The sequence below is a fragment of the Rosistilla carotiformis genome, from assembly GCF_007753095.1.
In the GTDB taxonomy this organism is placed as follows: Bacteria; Planctomycetota; Planctomycetia; order Pirellulales; family Pirellulaceae; genus Rosistilla; species Rosistilla carotiformis.
In genome coordinates, this window is the sequence record NZ_CP036348.1 from 2,044,475 (window position 1) to 2,061,956 (window position 17,482).

The 17,482-nt window shown below is 58.6% G+C and carries 13 protein-coding genes; 8 read left to right on the top strand and 5 right to left on the bottom strand.

From position 1 onward, the window contains the following. Positions 1-201 precede the first annotated feature (201 nt). On the top strand, positions 202-831 hold the full coding sequence (locus Poly24_RS07580) for a hypothetical protein (protein ID WP_145092774.1): 630 nt from the start codon (positions 202-204) through the stop codon (positions 829-831). A 145-nt stretch (positions 832-976) separates the two neighbouring features. Here the strand turns inward: Poly24_RS07580 and Poly24_RS07585 are convergent, their stop codons facing one another. Then, a complete protein-coding gene (locus tag Poly24_RS07585; RefSeq protein WP_145092777.1) occupies positions 977-2,422 on the bottom strand; it encodes a TIGR00341 family protein in 1,446 nt (481 codons plus the stop codon). Positions 2,423-2,663: 241 nt separating this feature from the next. Here Poly24_RS07585 and Poly24_RS07590 point away from each other — a divergent pair, with 241 nt between their 5' ends. The 4 genes from Poly24_RS07590 to Poly24_RS07605 all read left to right on the top strand — a co-directional run bounded on the left by Poly24_RS07590 (position 2,664) and on the right by Poly24_RS07605 (position 7,456). Continuing rightward, on the top strand, positions 2,664-4,265 hold the full coding sequence (locus Poly24_RS07590) for a glycine--tRNA ligase (protein WP_145102656.1): 1,602 nt from the start codon (positions 2,664-2,666) through the stop codon (positions 4,263-4,265). 157 nt (positions 4,266-4,422) lie between these two features. Next, the gene (locus Poly24_RS07595) at positions 4,423-5,217 is read left to right on the top strand and encodes a DUF1559 domain-containing protein (RefSeq protein WP_145092781.1); all 795 of its coding nucleotides are present in this window, start codon (positions 4,423-4,425) and stop codon (positions 5,215-5,217) included. Between the two features lie 316 nt (positions 5,218-5,533). Then, complete coding sequence (locus Poly24_RS07600) at positions 5,534-6,511, top strand: c-type cytochrome domain-containing protein (protein WP_145092784.1); 978 nt, start codon at positions 5,534-5,536, stop codon at positions 6,509-6,511. An 81-nt stretch (positions 6,512-6,592) separates the two neighbouring features. After that, complete coding sequence (locus tag Poly24_RS07605) at positions 6,593-7,456, top strand: ABC transporter permease (RefSeq protein WP_145092787.1); 864 nt, start codon at positions 6,593-6,595, stop codon at positions 7,454-7,456. 491 nt (positions 7,457-7,947) lie between these two features. Here Poly24_RS07605 and trpA read toward each other — a convergent pair whose 3' ends face one another. Together trpA and trpB are read right to left on the bottom strand one after the other, a co-directional pair. After that, complete coding sequence (gene trpA, locus Poly24_RS07610; protein ID WP_145092791.1) at positions 7,948-8,757, bottom strand: tryptophan synthase subunit alpha; 810 nt, start codon at positions 8,755-8,757, stop codon at positions 7,948-7,950. A 123-nt stretch (positions 8,758-8,880) separates the two neighbouring features. Continuing rightward, a complete protein-coding gene (trpB, locus tag Poly24_RS07615) occupies positions 8,881-10,107 on the bottom strand; it encodes a tryptophan synthase subunit beta (protein WP_145092796.1) in 1,227 nt (408 codons plus the stop codon). A gap of 230 nt (positions 10,108-10,337) precedes the next feature. On the opposite strand from trpB, the gene mutM reads away from it, so the two are divergent. Beyond that, on the top strand, positions 10,338-11,207 hold the full coding sequence (gene mutM, locus Poly24_RS07620; RefSeq protein ID WP_145092799.1) for a bifunctional DNA-formamidopyrimidine glycosylase/DNA-(apurinic or apyrimidinic site) lyase: 870 nt from the start codon (positions 10,338-10,340) through the stop codon (positions 11,205-11,207). 112 nt (positions 11,208-11,319) lie between these two features. Here the strand turns inward: mutM and Poly24_RS07625 are convergent, their stop codons facing one another. After that, complete coding sequence (locus tag Poly24_RS07625) at positions 11,320-14,277, bottom strand: PSD1 and planctomycete cytochrome C domain-containing protein (RefSeq protein ID WP_145092802.1); 2,958 nt, start codon at positions 14,275-14,277, stop codon at positions 11,320-11,322. A gap of 204 nt (positions 14,278-14,481) precedes the next feature. Here Poly24_RS07625 and Poly24_RS07630 point away from each other — a divergent pair, with 204 nt between their 5' ends. Further along, a complete protein-coding gene (locus Poly24_RS07630; RefSeq protein WP_145092805.1) occupies positions 14,482-15,951 on the top strand; it encodes a sulfatase in 1,470 nt (489 codons plus the stop codon). A 76-nt stretch (positions 15,952-16,027) separates the two neighbouring features. Here the strand turns inward: Poly24_RS07630 and Poly24_RS07635 are convergent, their stop codons facing one another. After that, on the bottom strand, positions 16,028-16,609 hold the full coding sequence (locus Poly24_RS07635) for an anthranilate synthase component II (protein WP_145092808.1): 582 nt from the start codon (positions 16,607-16,609) through the stop codon (positions 16,028-16,030). A 301-nt stretch (positions 16,610-16,910) separates the two neighbouring features. Here Poly24_RS07635 and Poly24_RS27320 point away from each other — a divergent pair, with 301 nt between their 5' ends. After that, a complete protein-coding gene (locus tag Poly24_RS27320) occupies positions 16,911-17,450 on the top strand; it encodes a DUF2617 family protein (protein ID WP_145119612.1) in 540 nt (179 codons plus the stop codon). Positions 17,451-17,482 lie beyond the last annotated feature (32 nt).

The window sequence follows — 17,482 nt, forward strand, 5'->3', positions numbered from 1 at the left end:
CGAGCCTTTAGGCGACCTCTCCACCCGAGCACCAAGGCAAACGTCGCCCCATCGGCAGTTCCCTCCGATTCCCTGCGGTTTCCACGCAAGCGACATGTTAGAATCAGAGTTCCGCCGGGCGGCCGCGCTGGAGTCAAGGCTTTAGCCGACCGCGCTGGAGTCGAGCCTTTAGGCGACCACAAACCACTGGAGCCTTGTGCGATGCCCACAATTCCAGAGACGATCTATCGGTGGCGTAAGATGTCGCCAGAACAGCGACGTGAGGTTTTGGCCGAGCGACGGAGGTATGGCCGGCCCCCTCATAGCCCACCTCATATCGAAAGCGACACGACCTCCTGCTATTTGATCACCGCAGCGTGTTTTGAGCATCGGCCGATCGTTGGGTATGCATCGCAGCGAATGAGCGAGTTTGAACAGGAACTTGTCGATCTGCTGGGCACACAATGCTCTCACGTCTACGCATGGACGATCCTCCCCAATCATTATCACTCGCTCGTCGATACGCCGTCGGTGAAAGGCCTGTTGAAAAGACTCGGGCAATTGCACGGTCGCAACTCATACCTCTGGAACCGTGTGGAAGATTGTCGCGGTCGGCAAGTGTGGTGCAATGCGGCGGAGACAGCGATGAAGTCCGAAGGGCACTTCTATGCAACCTGGAACTACGTACTTAACAATGCCGTCCGGCACGGCTACGTGACGCAGTGGACCCAATGGCCGTATTGCAATGCCGTGGAATACTTGCAGGCGATCGGACGAGATCTGGCGCTGAAGAGATGGCAAGCATATCCGCCCTACGATTTTGGGAAAGGTTGGGATCCGCCAGAGTTATAGATACTGAGTTCTTCGCCTAAAGGCTCGACTCTAGCGCTGTCGCCTAAAGGCGCGACTCTAGCGCTGTCGCCTAAAGGCTCGACTCCAGCGCTGTCGCCTAAAGGCTTGACTCCAGCGCTGTCGCCTAAAGGCTCGACTCCAGCGCTTAGTGCTCGACCACCACGACCAGAACTAACGAGGTGAGGATCAGCAGCAGCATCAGGGCGCGGTTGGCCCAACGCTGCTTTTTGCCAAAGCGATGGTCGCCACGGATGCCGCTGAGCCACAAAATGAAAGACGATCCGACCATGATCGTCAGCACGTTGGCGATGAACAACAGCAGCGGACCGGTTACGGGCAGGCATCGCGTCGGCGTCGCGGCGATCGGCAGGAAAGCCAATTGCAAGCCAGCGGTTGCCACCGGCGGGACCAGCGCCGCGGCGATCGCCGCCCCGGCCAAGGCGCTCGACAGGTGCGACCGCGTTCGGGCGTAAGCGGCTGCCGAACCGCCGACCAGGCCAACGAGGAAGTCGAGGATCGATGGATTGCTGCGAGCCCACATCTCGGGCGTCACCTCGGCTCCTTGAACGATCCGCACCAACAACCCAAACAAAAAGCTGGTCGCCAACGCGCACAGGAATCCCACGCCGACCGTCATCCCAGCGCGGCCAAACAGCGGACGGTTTCCATAGGCCAGGGCCAGCCCGGCTCCCATGATCGGCGTCATCAACGGTGCGACCAACATCGCCCCAATGATCACCGCGGCGGAATTCTGGACCAACCCGAACGCCGCCAGGCAGGTCGCGGCGCACATCATCGCCACAAATTCGAACTGCAGTGACGAATTGTCAGCCAGGTTCTCGGCCAGCTCCATCCGTGCCTCCCGCTCCATCGGTGGCGACCATTCGAAGATCTTTTTCTCGATCGACGACCACGTATGCTCTACCCAGCTCATGCGATGTCGCAGGACCACGACCGTCGCGGGGATCCCCAGATCCAACAGCAGGCGGGCGACAGAAAAATCACCATTGGGTTTCGTCGTTCGCTCAACTGCCGTGACGACCAAGTCGTTCGATTGTAAGTCGAGTTCCTCCAGCCGGCCGCTCAACAGTTCACGCCGCCGGGCGCTATCGGCTGAAGTTACCACCGAAACGTCTTCGAACAACAATTGACGTTCGGAGGGTGCGGGATTGGCGCGACAGATCCGGCCGATCGAATCCGATTCGTCGTTGAGTAATTGAACGATCCGTCCAACGTCCCCCGAAAACTCCGCCCCCGGATCCAACAGCATCGTGCGGCAGGGAGACCGCTCGAACAGATTGCAGAAAAAAGACTGCTGTTCGCCCGCGTAAGGGATCACAAACCAATCGACCTGCCGGCACTCCGACAACCGATGCAGCAGATCGGCCTCGTTTTCCGTGACACACTGCACGCGACTCTCGGCAGCCAATTGTTCGCTGCATCGCGCCGCATAGGCCGCCAGCGAACTCTTCGCTTCGGCGATCACCCAGATCGTGATCGTCGACGCAGGGCTGGAACCAAAATGCACCATCAGCGGCAGACAACGATCGAGCTGTTGGACGGAACTGGCAAGCAAAATCAATTGCGACACAAAGCAACTCCCCTGTAACGCGAGCCCGATGCTTGGCCCAATACCCCTAAAACGCCCAGCCAATCGCTTCACGAGTCGTTATTGACGCAAATTCTCCTTCGGTGAACAAGTGGCCTGGCCGATGAGATTTTCAACCGGTCTACCTGTTTTCTGTAAAGCGTCGTAGACTTGCGGACATTCGATAACCGTTCAACCTTCTTCAAAACCTCATAATTGCCAGAGTCTAGCCGCCATGATGCCAATGGAGAAACTCGTCGCGCTGTGTAAACGGCGTGGTTTCCTGTTCCAATCCAGTGAAATCTACGGAGGGCTGCAAGGTTTTTGGGACTACGGTCCGCTTGGCGTCGAACTGAAGCGGAACGTCAAAGCCGCTTGGTGGCACGACATGGTCGGCGGCCACAACGAATTGGTCACGCCCCCCGGAGCCCCCAGCACGTATGAAATGACCGGCTTGGATTGCACGATCATCATGCATCCGCAGGTTTGGAAATGCTCGGGCCACTACGATCTGTTCCACGATCACATGGTCGATTGCCGCGAGACGCGGAAACGCTATCGTTTCGACCAAGTCCGCGGTCGTTGGGTCGAGGCGAAAGATCAGAAGATCTTTGTCACCACGACGGTGGAAGCCGACGAAGAGCAAGCCGATGTGCAGCGCCGGGCGTTGAAGTTCTTTAAGCTCCGCCCCAAAGATGCTGAATCGCTGAAGTACGATGGCGATTTCACAACGCTTGACAGCGTCCAAGAGCAGGAAAAGGTCTTGGGCCCCGACGCGAAGGAACTCGGCACGCTGACCGAGCCGCGGGAATTCAACCTGATGTTCAAGACGACCATCGGGGCACTCGGTGGCGAAGCGGATGCGGCTTTCCTGCGTCCCGAAACCGCGCAAGGCATCTTCGTCAACTTCAAGAACGTTCTCGACAGCAGCCGGATGCGGTTGCCGATGGGGATCGCTCAGATCGGCAAGAGCTTCCGCAACGAGATCACGCCGCGGAACTTCACCTTCCGTTCGCGCGAGTTCGAGCAGATGGAGATCGAGTTCTTCTGTCACCCCGACGAATCGCACAAGTGGTACAGCTACTGGCGCGATCGCCGTCTGCAGTGGTACAAGGACATGGGGCTATCGAGCGACCGGTTGATCATGCGTGAACACGCTGCCAGCGAACTGGCCCACTACAGCGTCGGCACCGCCGATATCGAATACGCTTTCCCCTTCATGGCCGAAGGAGAATACGGCGAATTGGAAGGGGTCGCCCACCGCGGCGACTTCGACCTCCGCAGTCACATGGAAGGCAAGTTGGATCCGAAGACCAAACCGATGGAAGTCGAAAAGAACGAGCATGGCCAACCGAAGCATCGCGGCAGCGGAAAAGACCTCAGCTACCGCGACGATCTGACGGGCGAAAAGTACATCCCGCACGTCGTCGAACCCTCGGCCGGTGCCGACCGGGCGACGCTGGCCTTCTTGTGCCAAGCGTTCAACGAAGATGAACAGCCCGACGAAAACGGCAAGATGCAAACCCGCACCGTGCTGAAATTCCACCCGCGGCTGGCACCGATCAAAGCGGCTGTCTTCCCGTTGGTGAAAAAGGACGGAATGCCCGAAAAGGCCAAGGAGATCTACGGCATGCTGAAAGAGAAGATGTCGACCTTCTACGACGAAAAGGCGGCGGTCGGTCGTCGTTACCGTCGCCAAGACGAAGCGGGAACTCCCTTCTGCATCACCGTCGACGGAGATTCGTTGAAAGAGGACACCGTCACGATCCGCGATCGCGATTCGCTGAAACAATGGCGTGTGGCGACCAAAGACCTGGTGGCCGAGCTGACCGAACGGCTCAGCTAAAGCGTGACCGACGCGGGGGCATTTTGCCCGATCGAACAAATCACAGTAGCTACCTAAGGCGGTCCCCACCGCTTCCCTGTAGAATGCGAAGACCCGCATGGGGCGGCATGGGGCTGCCCCTGATCTGCTGTGATTTTGTTTTCGTATCGAGGACACCATGAGCAACCAGCCCCCCAATCCATCGCTGCCGCCAAACGACCCCCACTATCAACAGTGGAATCCGCCAGCCAAAAAGAACAACACCGTGTTGATTATCGTGTTGGCTTTGGTGGGCCTGGGAGCGCTCCCCTGCTTAGGTATCTGTGCTGGTCTTTTGTTGCCCGCCGTCCAAGCTGCCCGCGAAGCGGCGCGGCGCGTCGAGTGCAGCAACAATATCAAGCAGATCGCCCTGGCGATGCATAATTATCACGATGCGTACCAGGCGTTTCCTCCTGCCTTCACTGTCGATGAAGCCGGGCAACCGCTGCACAGTTGGCGAACGCTGATCCTTCCCTTCTTGGAACAGAAAGCCCTCTACGATCAAATCGATCTGAACAAACCGTGGGACGATCCTGCCAACCAGCAGGTCGCTTCCACGGTGATCAAAGTCTTCGGATGCCCTTCGGCCACCGATCATTCGGCCACCGGATACGTCGCGGTGGTCGACCCGAGTGGCGCCATGACGGGGCCAGTGGGAACGCGTTTCCGCGACATATTGGATGGGTCCGCCAATACGATCCTCTTTGTCGAAGTCGGTTCGGAACATGCCGTGCCATGGATGAGTCCGCATGATATCGATCTCGCAACGTTTGAAAGCTTTGCGGGGCAGGATCGCCAGCTATCGAATCATCCTGGCGGGACGCATGTGAGCCTCTGCGACGGGGCCGTCCGTTTCTTGGCCAATTCAACCGATGCCGAAATACGTCGAAGCTTGATCACCAAAGCGGGTAATGAGCGGGTCACTTTGCCTTGATCTCGGCCTGGGCCTTTCGGCTGCAGAGGCACGATCTGGGAAGCGTGCTATCGTAGGGGCCCTTGGTCGCATGCAGCCCGTTCTGAGTGGGGAAAACGCTAACAAATGTCTTACAGGAGGGGGCTCGCACGCTGCCTAACGCCCCCACAGCGTGGCCGCTCAAGCGTTGAAAATCGCATTTGCAAAGGTGGTTTGGTGAGTGGTCATTAGTCGCAACGTCGAGAATCGTTTACAATGTCGACATGCAGCAACGGGAAGCCTTCTCTTTCCTCGCTCCCCATCGCCTACCATCCCTCTCCCACCCTAAAATCATGCGATGAAAAACAAGACACTCTCTGGGATCGTCCTGTGCTTGGCGATCCTTTCGAATCAACCGATCTTTGCCGCGGGCCCTTTAAATGACGATGGCCAAGTGATCGACTTCGCTCGCGATGTCGCGCCGATCTTGCGAACCAAGTGCCTCTCCTGCCACGGCCCCGACGACGCCAAGAACGATTTCCGTGTCGACGATCCGGAGATCATGGCCGACTATATCGAAGCGGGCGATCACGAATCGAGTTCGCTGTACATCGATTACATCGTCGCTGAAGATCCCGACATGCTGATGCCGCCGGAATCCGAAGGGCCGATGTCCCCTGGGGAGATTGCGATTCTTCGGTTGTGGATCGAAGAGGGAGCGAATTGGCCCGAAGACGCGAAGGTTGTCCTTGCCGATCCGAACGCCGTCGACGTGGTCATCGTCGAACCGGTCCCGGTTCCCAGTAGCTTGGCGAGTCGCGTTTGGGCGTTCCAAGGGTATCTGCATCCTGCCACGGTCCACTTCCCCGTCGCGCTGCTCACCTTCGGCGCGATCTTTGTCGTGCTGGGATACAAGTGGCCACAACTCGCCCATCCGATTCCCTTCGCCTGCCTGTTGTGCGGTGCCCTCTCGGCGATCGCCGCGTCGGCAATGGGCTGGTCCTTTGCGGACCAAGAGGGATACGGCAGTTGGTCCAAGGGGCTGGAGGCTTCGATCTCGCGGCACCGTTGGACGGGCGTCGGTGTGACGATCACCTCGGTCGCGTTTGCCTTGATCGCGATCAAAGCCGAAATGAACGAAAACCTCCGTTTACGAAAGGTCTGGCAAATCGGTCTGTTGATCAGCGCCGGGATGGTTGGCCTGGTCGGTCACATCGGCGGCGAACTGACCTACGGCGAAGAGTTCTATCACAAAGCCTTCGAGATCCTGTCCGGGACGAATTCGGAACTGCCGGTGATCGAAATCGAAACGGTTTCGACCGACGGCGAATCTTAAAACCTCACGGTGGTTGGACCACCTCGCAACGGGGAATGCGTTGCGAGATCCGAAGGGCCCGACAGCGATAGGAAGAGCACGATGGCTGAAGCTAACCAAGGCCCGCACTACGGACGCGTCCTGCTGACGTTTGCCCGCAACAGCTTGGTCCGCGACATGACGTTTCGGGCCAACTTTTTGTTCCAGTGCATCAGCAGCGTCTCCTGGACGTTGATGAACGTCGGCTTCTATTTGATCATCTTCCAGTACACCAATTCGATTGGTGAAGGGACCGGTTGGCACAAGCACCAGTTTTTCCTGTTCCTGGCGACAACCTGGTTCATCAACAGCCTGGTCCAAGCTTTTTTCATGCCCAACGCGGAAGAGTTCAGCGAATTGATCCGCACCGGCGGGCTCGATTTCGCCCTGCTCAAACCGATCGACACCCAGTTCCTGGTCTCGTTCCATAAAGTCGACTGGTCCAGCCTGTCGAACTTTGCCGTCGGTCTGGTTCTGGCGGCGATTTCGCTCAGCTACCTGATCACCGATCCCGTCGCTCCGCTGCAGATCACTGCCACGATGATCATCTTGTACCCGCTGTTCATCCTCTGCGGCGTCGCGATCATGTACAGCTTGATGATCTCGTTATCGGCGACAAGCATCTGGCTGGGCCGCAACCAAACGCTCTACAATTTTTGGTTCTACATCACCAACTTCAGCCGCTATCCGATGGAGATCTATCAGAACGGTTGGGGCTGGAGCCTGTGGGGGCTGTTCACGTTTGTGATCCCCGTGCTGGTCGTCGTGAACGTCCCGGCGCGGATCATTGCCAAGCCGTTGGATCCGCGGGCTGCCTGGGAATGGCCGCTGGCCGGATTCATGCTGTTTGCGACCGTCGTCTGCTTGGTCGCCAGCCGTTGGGTGTTCCGCAAAGCCTTGCTCAGCTACCGCAGCGCCAGCAGCTGAGTGCTCGTTTAACCGCAATGGCGTTCAACGAAGGAGCCTCGGTCCGTCGCAAGAATTAGCGGCGTGATGTAGTGGACGAGGTTACGAGCTGTTGATTACCCACAAGTCGCAACCACGCCGACGGCGTGGCAGCTATTAGCCGGTGGTTGAGCGAACGCGATACCACCGGAATGACGCGAGACGCGAACGGCCGACCCCGAAGGTGGTCGCAGCGCAACTGCGCGGGATTCTGCGACCGCCTGCGCGGTCAGCGTGGCGAGTTCCGTCGAAACCGTAGGTGGCGCTGCGCTTACCTACGGCTCATTGCTTGATTCCCTTCGGGAAATTTGTGGGTAATCAACAGGAGGTTACGAGTCCCAGCGATTTGGTCTGATGCATGGAAAAGGACTCGTCCACTACGCTTCGTTGAACGGTATGGCGTTTAACCGCGTGCCCAGCGGGCCGCGCGTAGTGGTCGGCTGCAGCATTGACTCCAGCGCTTCGCGCATCTTCTATTTGACGGCGTTGATCGCGGCCAGCATCTCGCGGACGTAGCGATCGATCTCGCCTCGGACTTCGCCGCGGTTCTCCGCGTTGGCTTGAGCGATCCGACGCACGATCGCCGATCCGACGATCAGACCGTCGGCTACCGGGCCCAGCTTGGCGACGTGTTCGGGCTGGCTGATTCCAAAACCGATGCAGACAGGGACGTCGGTCTGTTCTCGCAACCATCCGACGTTGTCGATCAGTTGCGGCGGCAGTTCGTTTCGTTCGCCGGTGATCCCGGTCACCGAGACGAAATACAAGAAGCCCGACGACGATTCGGCGATCCGCACCTGGCGCTGGCGAGGCGTGGTGGGAGTGACCAATTGGATCAGGTTGAAGTCGCGATCGGCACACAGTTTCGAAAACTCCGCCGCTTCTTCGACCAACAGATCGGGGACGATCGCGCCGCAGAATCCAGCTTCTTGCGATTGTTCGATGTAGCGTTCCAGCCCCACGCGGTAGATGATCGCGTAACTGGCCATCGTCAGCGTTGGGATTGTGATCTCCGCCGCAACGCGCTTTCGCATCTCGAACAGCTGCTGCAATCGAAAGCCCGACTCGAGCGCCCGTTGATAGGAGGCTTGGATCACGGGCCCGTCGGCGACCGGATCGCTGTAGGGGACGCCGACTTCACACGCCGCAACGCCCGCCTTACCAAAGTCTTTCAGCAGGTCGGCGGTGAAATCGAGATCGGGATCCCCGGCCGTGATGAAGGGGAGCAGGGCCTTGCGCCCCTCGGATCGTAATTTGGCAAAGGTTTCGTCGAGCAACGACATGAACAACTTTCAGCAGATGGAAAACGGCACACGATGGGTCTCCGTGCCGAAAAAGCTTTCGGCAACGGGGCGGCAGTATAATTCAAATCGGCCGGCGGCGGAATCCGCAGCGGCCGGCACCGGTTACCATTCCTCGCCGCGCAACCGCGCCAGCTCCATCGCATCCTTGTCGCCGCGCCCCGACAGACAGACGACCACGTTTTGCTCGGGGCCCATCTGAGCCGCCACTTCCATCGCCTTAGCGATCGCGTGACTGCTCTCTAGCGCCGGCAGAATCCCTTCGCTTTTGGCCAGCATATCGAACGCCTTCATCGCTTCGTCGTCGCGGCACTGGATATATTCCGCTCGGCCGGTATCCTTCCAGTAGCTGTGCTCCGGTCCGACGCCGGGGTAGTCGAGTCCCGCCGACATCGAATGGACATCGCAAGTTTGGCCGTCGTCGTCCTGCATCACATAGCTGTAACTGCCGTGCAGGACGCCGGGACGGCCGAAGGTCAGGGGCGAGGCGTGTTGGCCTGGCTCGCTGCTGCGTCCCCCGGCTTCGACGCCGACCAAGCGGACGCCGTCGTCGGCGACAAAAGGAGCGAAGATGCCCGCGGCGTTGCTGCCACCGCCGACGCACGCGACCACGCAATCGGGCAGCTTACCGTCGAAAGCTTCCAGGCTCTGGGCGCGGGCTTCGCGGCCGATCACCGATTGGAAATCGCGGACCATCATCGGGAAGGGATGCGGACCGATCACCGATCCAATGATGTAGTGCGTGTCTTCGACGCTGCTCATCCAGTCGCGCATCGCTTCGTTGACGGCGTCGCGGAGTGTTCGCGAACCGCTTTCGACAGCTCGGATCTCCGCCCCAAGCAGTTTCATCGCAAACACATTCGGCTTCTGGCGGCGAATGTCTTCAGCCCCCATGTAGACCACACATGGCAAGCCAAAGTGAGCGCACGCGGTCGCGGTGGCGACGCCGTGCTGGCCGGCACCGGTCTCGGCAATCACGCGCGTCTTGCCCATCCGCAGCGTCAGCAGCGCTTGGCCTAGGGTGTTGTTGATCTTATGCGCGCCGGTGTGGTTCAGATCTTCGCGTTTGAGCCAGATTTGAGCACCGCCGCAGGATTCGGTCAGCCGCCGAGCAAAGTAGAGTGGCGAGGGGCGGCCGACAAATGTCTTCCACAGCCCATCGAGCTCCTCTTGAAACGACGGATCCGCTTTCGCTTTGTCGTATTCCGCGACAAGTTCGTCCAATGCTCGGGTGAGTGTTTCGGGAACAAAACGACCGCCAAACGAACCAAAACGGCCCGCCGAATCGGGAACAGATTGAGGGCTGAGTGCCTTGGGCAGGGTGCCTGACATATCGACTATCCAGTGCATAAAATTGTTTCGAGAGCTTTCATCTATCCTACCCGTCAGCCCAAATGATCGACAACCGGAGGCGTGCGTTTGGCCGGGGCAAAGTGACCGACGAACCTATATGAGTGCTCCGGGCACAGCGTAAGGTTCGGGTTTCAAAGTGAGCCGTTGGGCGAACGCCAAAGCCACAGCTCGCCAAACATTCGCGAATTCCCTACCACGAGACCCCTGCGATGCCTGAATTGCCCGAAGTCGAAACGATGCGCCGCGGTATCCTGCCGATCGTGGGAGCCACGATTTCCAGCGTCCAGCGGCCGCCGTGCCATTGCCGGCCGATCTCGATCAAGCCGCGGATCGATCATTTGGACCGGCGAGCCAGCGGCCGAACGATCACCGACATCGATCGACTGGGAAAACGAGTCGTGATCCATTTGGACGATGGCCAAGCGATCGTGATCGAACCGCGGATGAGCGGCTTGGTGCTGCTGGCCGATCCGCCGGGGATCGAACATCTGCGGCTGAGGATCGAATTGGCAGGCGTCACGCATCGCGAGCTGCTGTTTTGGGATCGCCGCGGACTGGGGACCGTTCGGCTGCTGTCGACCGAGGAATTGCGGGCGTTGGTCACCGAGCGACTGGGGCCCGACGCGCTGCAGATCTCGGCCGACCAGTTGCGCGAGGCGCTGCGAGCCAGCCGACGAGCGATCAAGGTGGCGCTGTTGGACCAGAGCGTGGTCGCCGGAATCGGTAACCTCTACGCCGCGGAGATCTTGCATTTGGCTGGCGTCGACCCGCGCACGCGGTGCGATCAATTGAGCGGCCCGCAGTGGCAGCGGATCCAAGCGGCGATCGGTCAGATTCTGGAGACCGCGATCCGGCACGAGGGATCCACTCTTTCGGATGGCACCTACCGCAACGCGCTCAACGACCCGGGCAATTACCAGAGCCAACACCAGGTTTACGATCGCGCCGATCAAACGTGTTACCGGTGCGATCGAGGGCCGATCACGCGAATCGTGCAAGCTCAACGCAGCACGTTTTATTGCCCCACGTGCCAACAGAAACGAGGCCTGCACGAATCGTTGGCCGATTATCGATCCTAGGTGCTCGTAAAGGACTGTGCATTCACTCACTTGCGCGTCGTCCAGGTATGGGGCTTGGACGGTGTGTATTTACTCGCTTGCGTTTCGTGCTCGGAACGGGATGGGGCGACCATCAGTACACATAAACGAACTCGTTGCTGTTCATCAGCACTAAACAAACATCGGCTAAGGCCCTTGTCTTTGGAGCCATTTCGCTTGGTTCGATATCGGGTTGGAAGTCGTCGATGGCGTGTCGCGTTTCGGTAAAACGGAAACGCTCGCCCGTGTTCTCCTCAACCGCTTCGCGGACGATTTCGTGCGCTGGCGGTTCGACCGGTTCCGCGGTCCCTGGCAGCATCGATTCGATCCGCTGCCAATGCTTCACCGATCGTTCGATCTCGTCCGCTGTCGCTTTGCGACCAAACAATCGCTGATAGATCACGCGGATTGCTTCGGTCGGGGAGGAGGTGCTTTGCAACGTATCGCTTGCCAACGCCCGCGCGCGGGCGTGTGTGTTGCGGCTGTTAAACATCGCAAACACCTGCGGCGTGACGGTCGATGTGTCGCGTCGCTCGCAGGAAAAGTCGGGCGATGGCGCGTTAAAGACTTCGAGTTCGGGCGTGACCAAGCCGCGAAGTTTTAAAACGTAGATCGAGCGGCGGTTGCGTTGGTGTGGCTTGGGATTTGGTGTCCATGCCGCAGCAAAGGTGCCCATCACCTGACGCGGTTGCAATGCGACCTCCGCATTGATGATCGGTCGACAGGGAATGCCACCGACCGCGGGATTTAACTCGCCACTGACACGCAGCATCGAATCGCGCAGCTCTTCCGCACTCAAGCGTCGTGGCAGGTAGACGGCATAGGCGTTGGACGCGCGGGCGAGTGCGTCGCGATCCAATGTTGGGGCGCCTTGCGTTCCACTTGCTTGCGTTGCCGGCGTGTATTGGGTGCTGCGGCAATAGGTGTCGGAATTCATGATCCTGCGGTGCAGGTTCTTGATCGACCAACCGCCAGCCACCAGTTCACCGGCTAACCAATCGAGCAATTCGGGATGCGTGGGACGCTTGCCCGTCGACCCAAAGTTATTGGGATTCCCCGCGATCGCACGACCAAAATGCCACTGCCAGATTCGGTTGGCAATGACGCGCGTGGTGAGCGGATTTTTCGAGTCGGCGATCCAATCGGCCAGCGCCGTTCGGCGACCGTCGATCGTTTGCGGAATCGCTGCAGGTACCTGATCCTCGATCACGCTCAACACCCCCGCCGCGACAGGTTCACCCTCGGAAAACGGATCGCCACCGGTGTGGATCACCGATTTCTCCAGTTCACCGTGAGTGCGATCCTTGGGAATTCGAAGCGGTTGGGAGACGGATGTCATCGATGGCGTGTGCCCGTTGTAGACCGAATGGGCAAAAGGTTGGTAGCGATCAAATTCCCACTGCAGCCGTTGCATGCCTTTGCGAGAGACGCGTTCGAGCCCAAATTGCTGCGGAGTGAAGCCGACGCGGACCGGTGGTATTTCCTGTGGATCGACTCCCGCAGACAACAAGGAGTTGCGAGCTGCAGCAAAAACACCGCGTCCCGAACGATTCTGTTTTACCTTGGCAACCGAATCGTTCCATCGCTGCTTCATCGTCGCCTTTTGCTCCGCGACGGTGGGCTGATCATCGGTGCGATCGTTCGCTGTGCGAAAGGGGACGATGTCGTCGTACCATTTTTCAGCATTCTCCAGCAGCAAATCATCAAGCATTTGTTGCGTCCGGGTGTATTGTTTGTGTTGTTGATCCAAATAGGTCTTCTCTTCAAAACCGCTTAAGTTCTCCGTTTCCAAAAACGTCGTAGCTCGCTCTGCCAATTGTGTTGTCGCGAAGACGGCTTGGATACTGTAATAATCCCGCGTCGGGATCGGGTCGAACTTGTGATCGTGGCAACGACAGCACTGCAGCGACTGGCCGAGAAACGTTTCGCCCACGCTGTTGGTCACGTCGTCGAGGAATCGCATTCGGGCGACCTTGGCGACTTCCATGCCGGTCAATTCCCAAGGGCCCATGCGAAGGAACCCCACGGCGACGACGCTTTCCGGGTCGTCGGGCTCGATCTCGTCCCCCGCGATCTGCTGGCGGATAAATTGATCGTAGGGTTTGTCTTCGTTAAACGATCGAATGACATAGTCGCGGTATCGCCAGGCGTTGCCCCGCTGGTAATCGTTAGCGAAGCCGGACGAGTCGGCGTAGCGCGTCACGTCGAGCCAATGTTGGGCCATCCGTTCGCCGTAATGAGGTGAAGCGAGCAAGCGGTCGACGAGCGAGCGAAAGGCGGTTTTGTCATCCGCTGGGTCGCTGAGGAAGCAAGCGATCTCGTCGAGCGTCGGTGGTAGTCCGGTCAGATCGAAGGTCGCCCGCCGGATCAGCGTCCGGCGGTCCGCTCGTGGTGCGACGGCGATCCCGTCGGGCATCGCCAGGTCGATAAAGTGATCGACCTGGTCGCCTTTCGCAGTCGGAAAGGCTTCCTCGTTATTATCTCGCCACACCGGGGCTGCGACCGGTTGGTAGGCCCACAGTCCCGCCGGATCGTATCGCCGGTTGGTCCAGTTGGTATCGAGCCCGCCGGATGTTTTGACCTTCACGCCGTCTTCGGCCGACCACGTGTCGGCGTATTCCGCTTCGATTGCGAGCGCACGTTCATCCGAAGGCCAGCGGGCTCCCGTTTCAATCCAACGACCGAGCCACCGGAGCTGTTCATCGCTGAGGGCTTCGCTTTCTTTGGGTGGCATCGCAGAGAATGTTTCCTCCTCTCGCGCCGCCGCCAAATAGATCGCACTCGCTTCGGGTTTCCCCGGCGAGATGCCCGCTGCGCCACTATCGCCTCCGGCCATTAATGGAGCGATCGCGCGAAAGTCGATTCCGCCTTCGATCGCCTCGGGATCCTGGCCGTGGCAGCCGAGACACTTCTCGCGAAACATCGGTGCAATTCGGCGGACAAAGAGGACTTCACTTTCGCCGGCAAGAACTTCAGGTGGTTTGTCCGCAGCGCTTGCCTGCGCGAGGAGGATCGCAATAAAAGCCAGCGATCGGATTGTTCGGGCGACCATCCATGAAATAACGAGCTTCTGCTGTGTGCGGGTTTGGGGGGCGGATCGTCCGGACATATTCCTCGCCGCGCAGGCTGCTTTTGGTTGGATTAGAAAATCACCAGTAGTTTGAATTATGATCGATTTTACCTGCCCCGACCATACAATTGGGCTGGGGCGGCGAAGGCGACCATCGAAATCACTTTTCGAAAGCGACGGGTAACGATGATGATCAAACGGACATTAATTTGGGCATGCAGCATCGCGATCATTCTGGGCGTCTCCACGCCGCAGTCCGATGCGGATCAGGCGGCACGCGGTCGGAAGCCCCATATCGTCTTCATCATGGCCGACGATTTGGGCTGGTCGGACGTCGGCTACAACGGCGCGGAGTTTTACGAAACGCCGAACATCGATGCGCTCTGTCGGTCGGGGATGGAGTTCACCGATGCATATCCTGGTGCTGCGAACTGCATGCCCTCGCGGTCCTGCATCATGAGCGGAATGTATACGCCGCGGACGAAGATGTGGACTCCCGGAATGGTCTCCAAAGGAGAGCAGCGTTTCATGAAGTTGTTGGTTCCCAGCAGGCAGAAGCCAAAAGGAGACGGCAAGATCCCAACCGTTGGTAGCTTGGACCCCGAGGTCTTTTCGCTGGCCCGCTTGCTGAAACAAGTCGACTACAAAACGTTGCACCTGGGCAAGTGGCACCTCGGTTCAGGCAGCGGGCTCGGCTTCGACAGGAACGATGTCGACGGTCGGGGGGCTGGCTTGGAGAAGGATCACAAATTTTACGGCAACAAGAACGTCGCCCAGTGGCTGACCGATGCCGCGGTCGAATATATCGCTGAAAACAAAGACGATCCGTTTTTTATCTACCTGAACCATTTCGACGTTCACACGCCGATCAACGCCCGTGCGGCGGTCGTCGATAAATACAAGAAGAAGCTGGAATCGAAAAAGTGGAGCCGGAACTGGAACCCCGTTTACGCTGCGATGATCGAAGCGGTCGATACATCGGTGGGGCGGCTGTTGCAAGCGATCCAAGAGAACGGAATTCAGGAGGAGACGCTGGTGATCTTTACGTCCGACAACGGCGGATATGGCGGCGCGACCTGGAACGTACCGTTAAAAGGCTCCAAGGGGGGATTCTACGAAGGCGGTATTCGCACGCCGCTTTGCATGAGTTGGCCCGGGACGATCAAGCCGGGAACCGTCTGCGATACGCCGGTGACGGGTGTCGATTACATGCCGACGTTTGCCGAATTGACGGGGGCGCCGCTGGGGACCGACCAGGCGTTGGACGGCGTCTCGATCGTGCCGCTGATGATGGGCAAGGCGATCGCCCCGCGCGCGATCTACTGGCACTATCCGTTGTACCTGCATGGAAAAGTGCAGGTGAAGCCGGTCTACGGCACCGATCGGATGTATTGGCGAGGGACGCCTTGCAGCGTCGTCCGGATGGGCGATTGGAAGCTGATGGAGTTTTTTGAGACCGGATCGATCGAGCTCTATAACCTGCGAAACGATTTGGGCGAAAGCACCGATCTCGCCAATCAACATCCCGACAAGGCGGCCGAGTTGTTGAAGCGGCTCAAAAAGTGGCAGGTCGAAACGCAGGCCGATATCCCCGGGACGCTCAACCCTGATTTCGATCCCGATTACGTGCAAGCGGTTAAAAAGAGAGCAAGGTGAGTGAGAACCGCCGGAGGCGTATCGATAGCGATGGGGGGGCACTCGCTTGCGTTTCGTGTTGGTACCGGGGCGAGTTTTAAGTCCAGTTGAGGAAGCGGGTTAGCAGGGCGATGCCCGGTTCGGTCAAAAAGCTCTCGGGGTGGAACTGCCAGCCTTCGAGCTGAAATTTCTTATGCCGAACGCCCATGATCTGCCGCGTTCCGCCGGTGTCGGTCCAGGCGGAAACGATCAGATCCTCGGGAAGCGAATCGGGTTCGATCACTAGGCTGTGGTACCGCGTGGCGACAAACGGCATCTCGATTCCTTCGAACAGACCGCCGTTATCGTGGTAGATCTGATCGGTTTTGCCGTGCATCAGCTCCGGGGCGCGGATGATCTTGCCCCCCAAAGCTTGCCCGATCGATTGATGCCCCAGACAGACTCCTAACAAAGGGATCCGCCCGGCGAAGTGTTTGACCACATCGACGCTGATGCCCGCCTCGCTCGGGGTGCAGGGGCCGGGCGAGATCAGGATCCGCGAGGGCTTCAGTTGTTCCAGTTCCTCGATCGAAATCTGGTCGTTGCGACGAACCTGCACATCGATCTGCGGTTGGATTTCGCCCAACCGCTGGACCAAGTTGTAGGTGAACGAATCATAGTTATCGATGACAACGACCATAGTGCTTTCTTCGTGCTTCGAACCGGCGACCAAGCTTGCGTCGCGTAAATTTTTTTCTGCCGACGTTCAGCCGCCCGGCGGTCAGTGGACGTTAACCGACCAACGCCAAGCTGGAATTGCAATACCACTAAGCTGCAAAAAATCAAAACCAGCGATCTTGCCTAAACGGTCTTTGGCAATCTTTCCTTGGGACCGTATAATTTCATTCGGGTTCGCCAGATTTGTTGCCGCTTTGCTCGATGGCCGATCGGTGCGCGAACCCGTCTTTTACAAATCTACAACAAGTTTGAGAAGATGTAACGTGTTATCCGTCCGCCCCAAGATCGCCGAGCTTACATTTCAGGTATTCGGACGGTCGCTACATCCCGAACTGTTTGAATTCCATCGGTCGCGGCGGATCCAACGCGATGCCTTCCATGCGGAGATCTCGATCACCAACTCCGGACATGTCGTCACCTGGCGCGGCAACGGGATCACGATCTCGGAAGTCGCAGCGTCGTCGCAACAGCTCCTGCCGACTCGCCGTCGGTTGATGGAATACCCGCTCCGCGGTTCGCGAACCGACCGCGCCGAATGTCGATCGGGGGTCACCTATTCCACGCGTTTTACGCTTGAACCGGTCGCTACCGATTTGTTCTGGACGATTCAAAAGCAATTGACCGCCGACGCGACCGAGGGCTTGCTGCATCGCTTCGATTCCAACGGACGAATCGCAATGGGGGCGGTCAGCTATATCAATATCGAAACCCGTGCGCGATCGATGATGATCCAAGCGATCCACACATTTCCCGAGGACCAAGCGATCGTCAAAGTCGAATCGACCTTTGCGATCGACGGCTGATTGCCATCCTGCCCCGGAGCCTCCACGGCCGA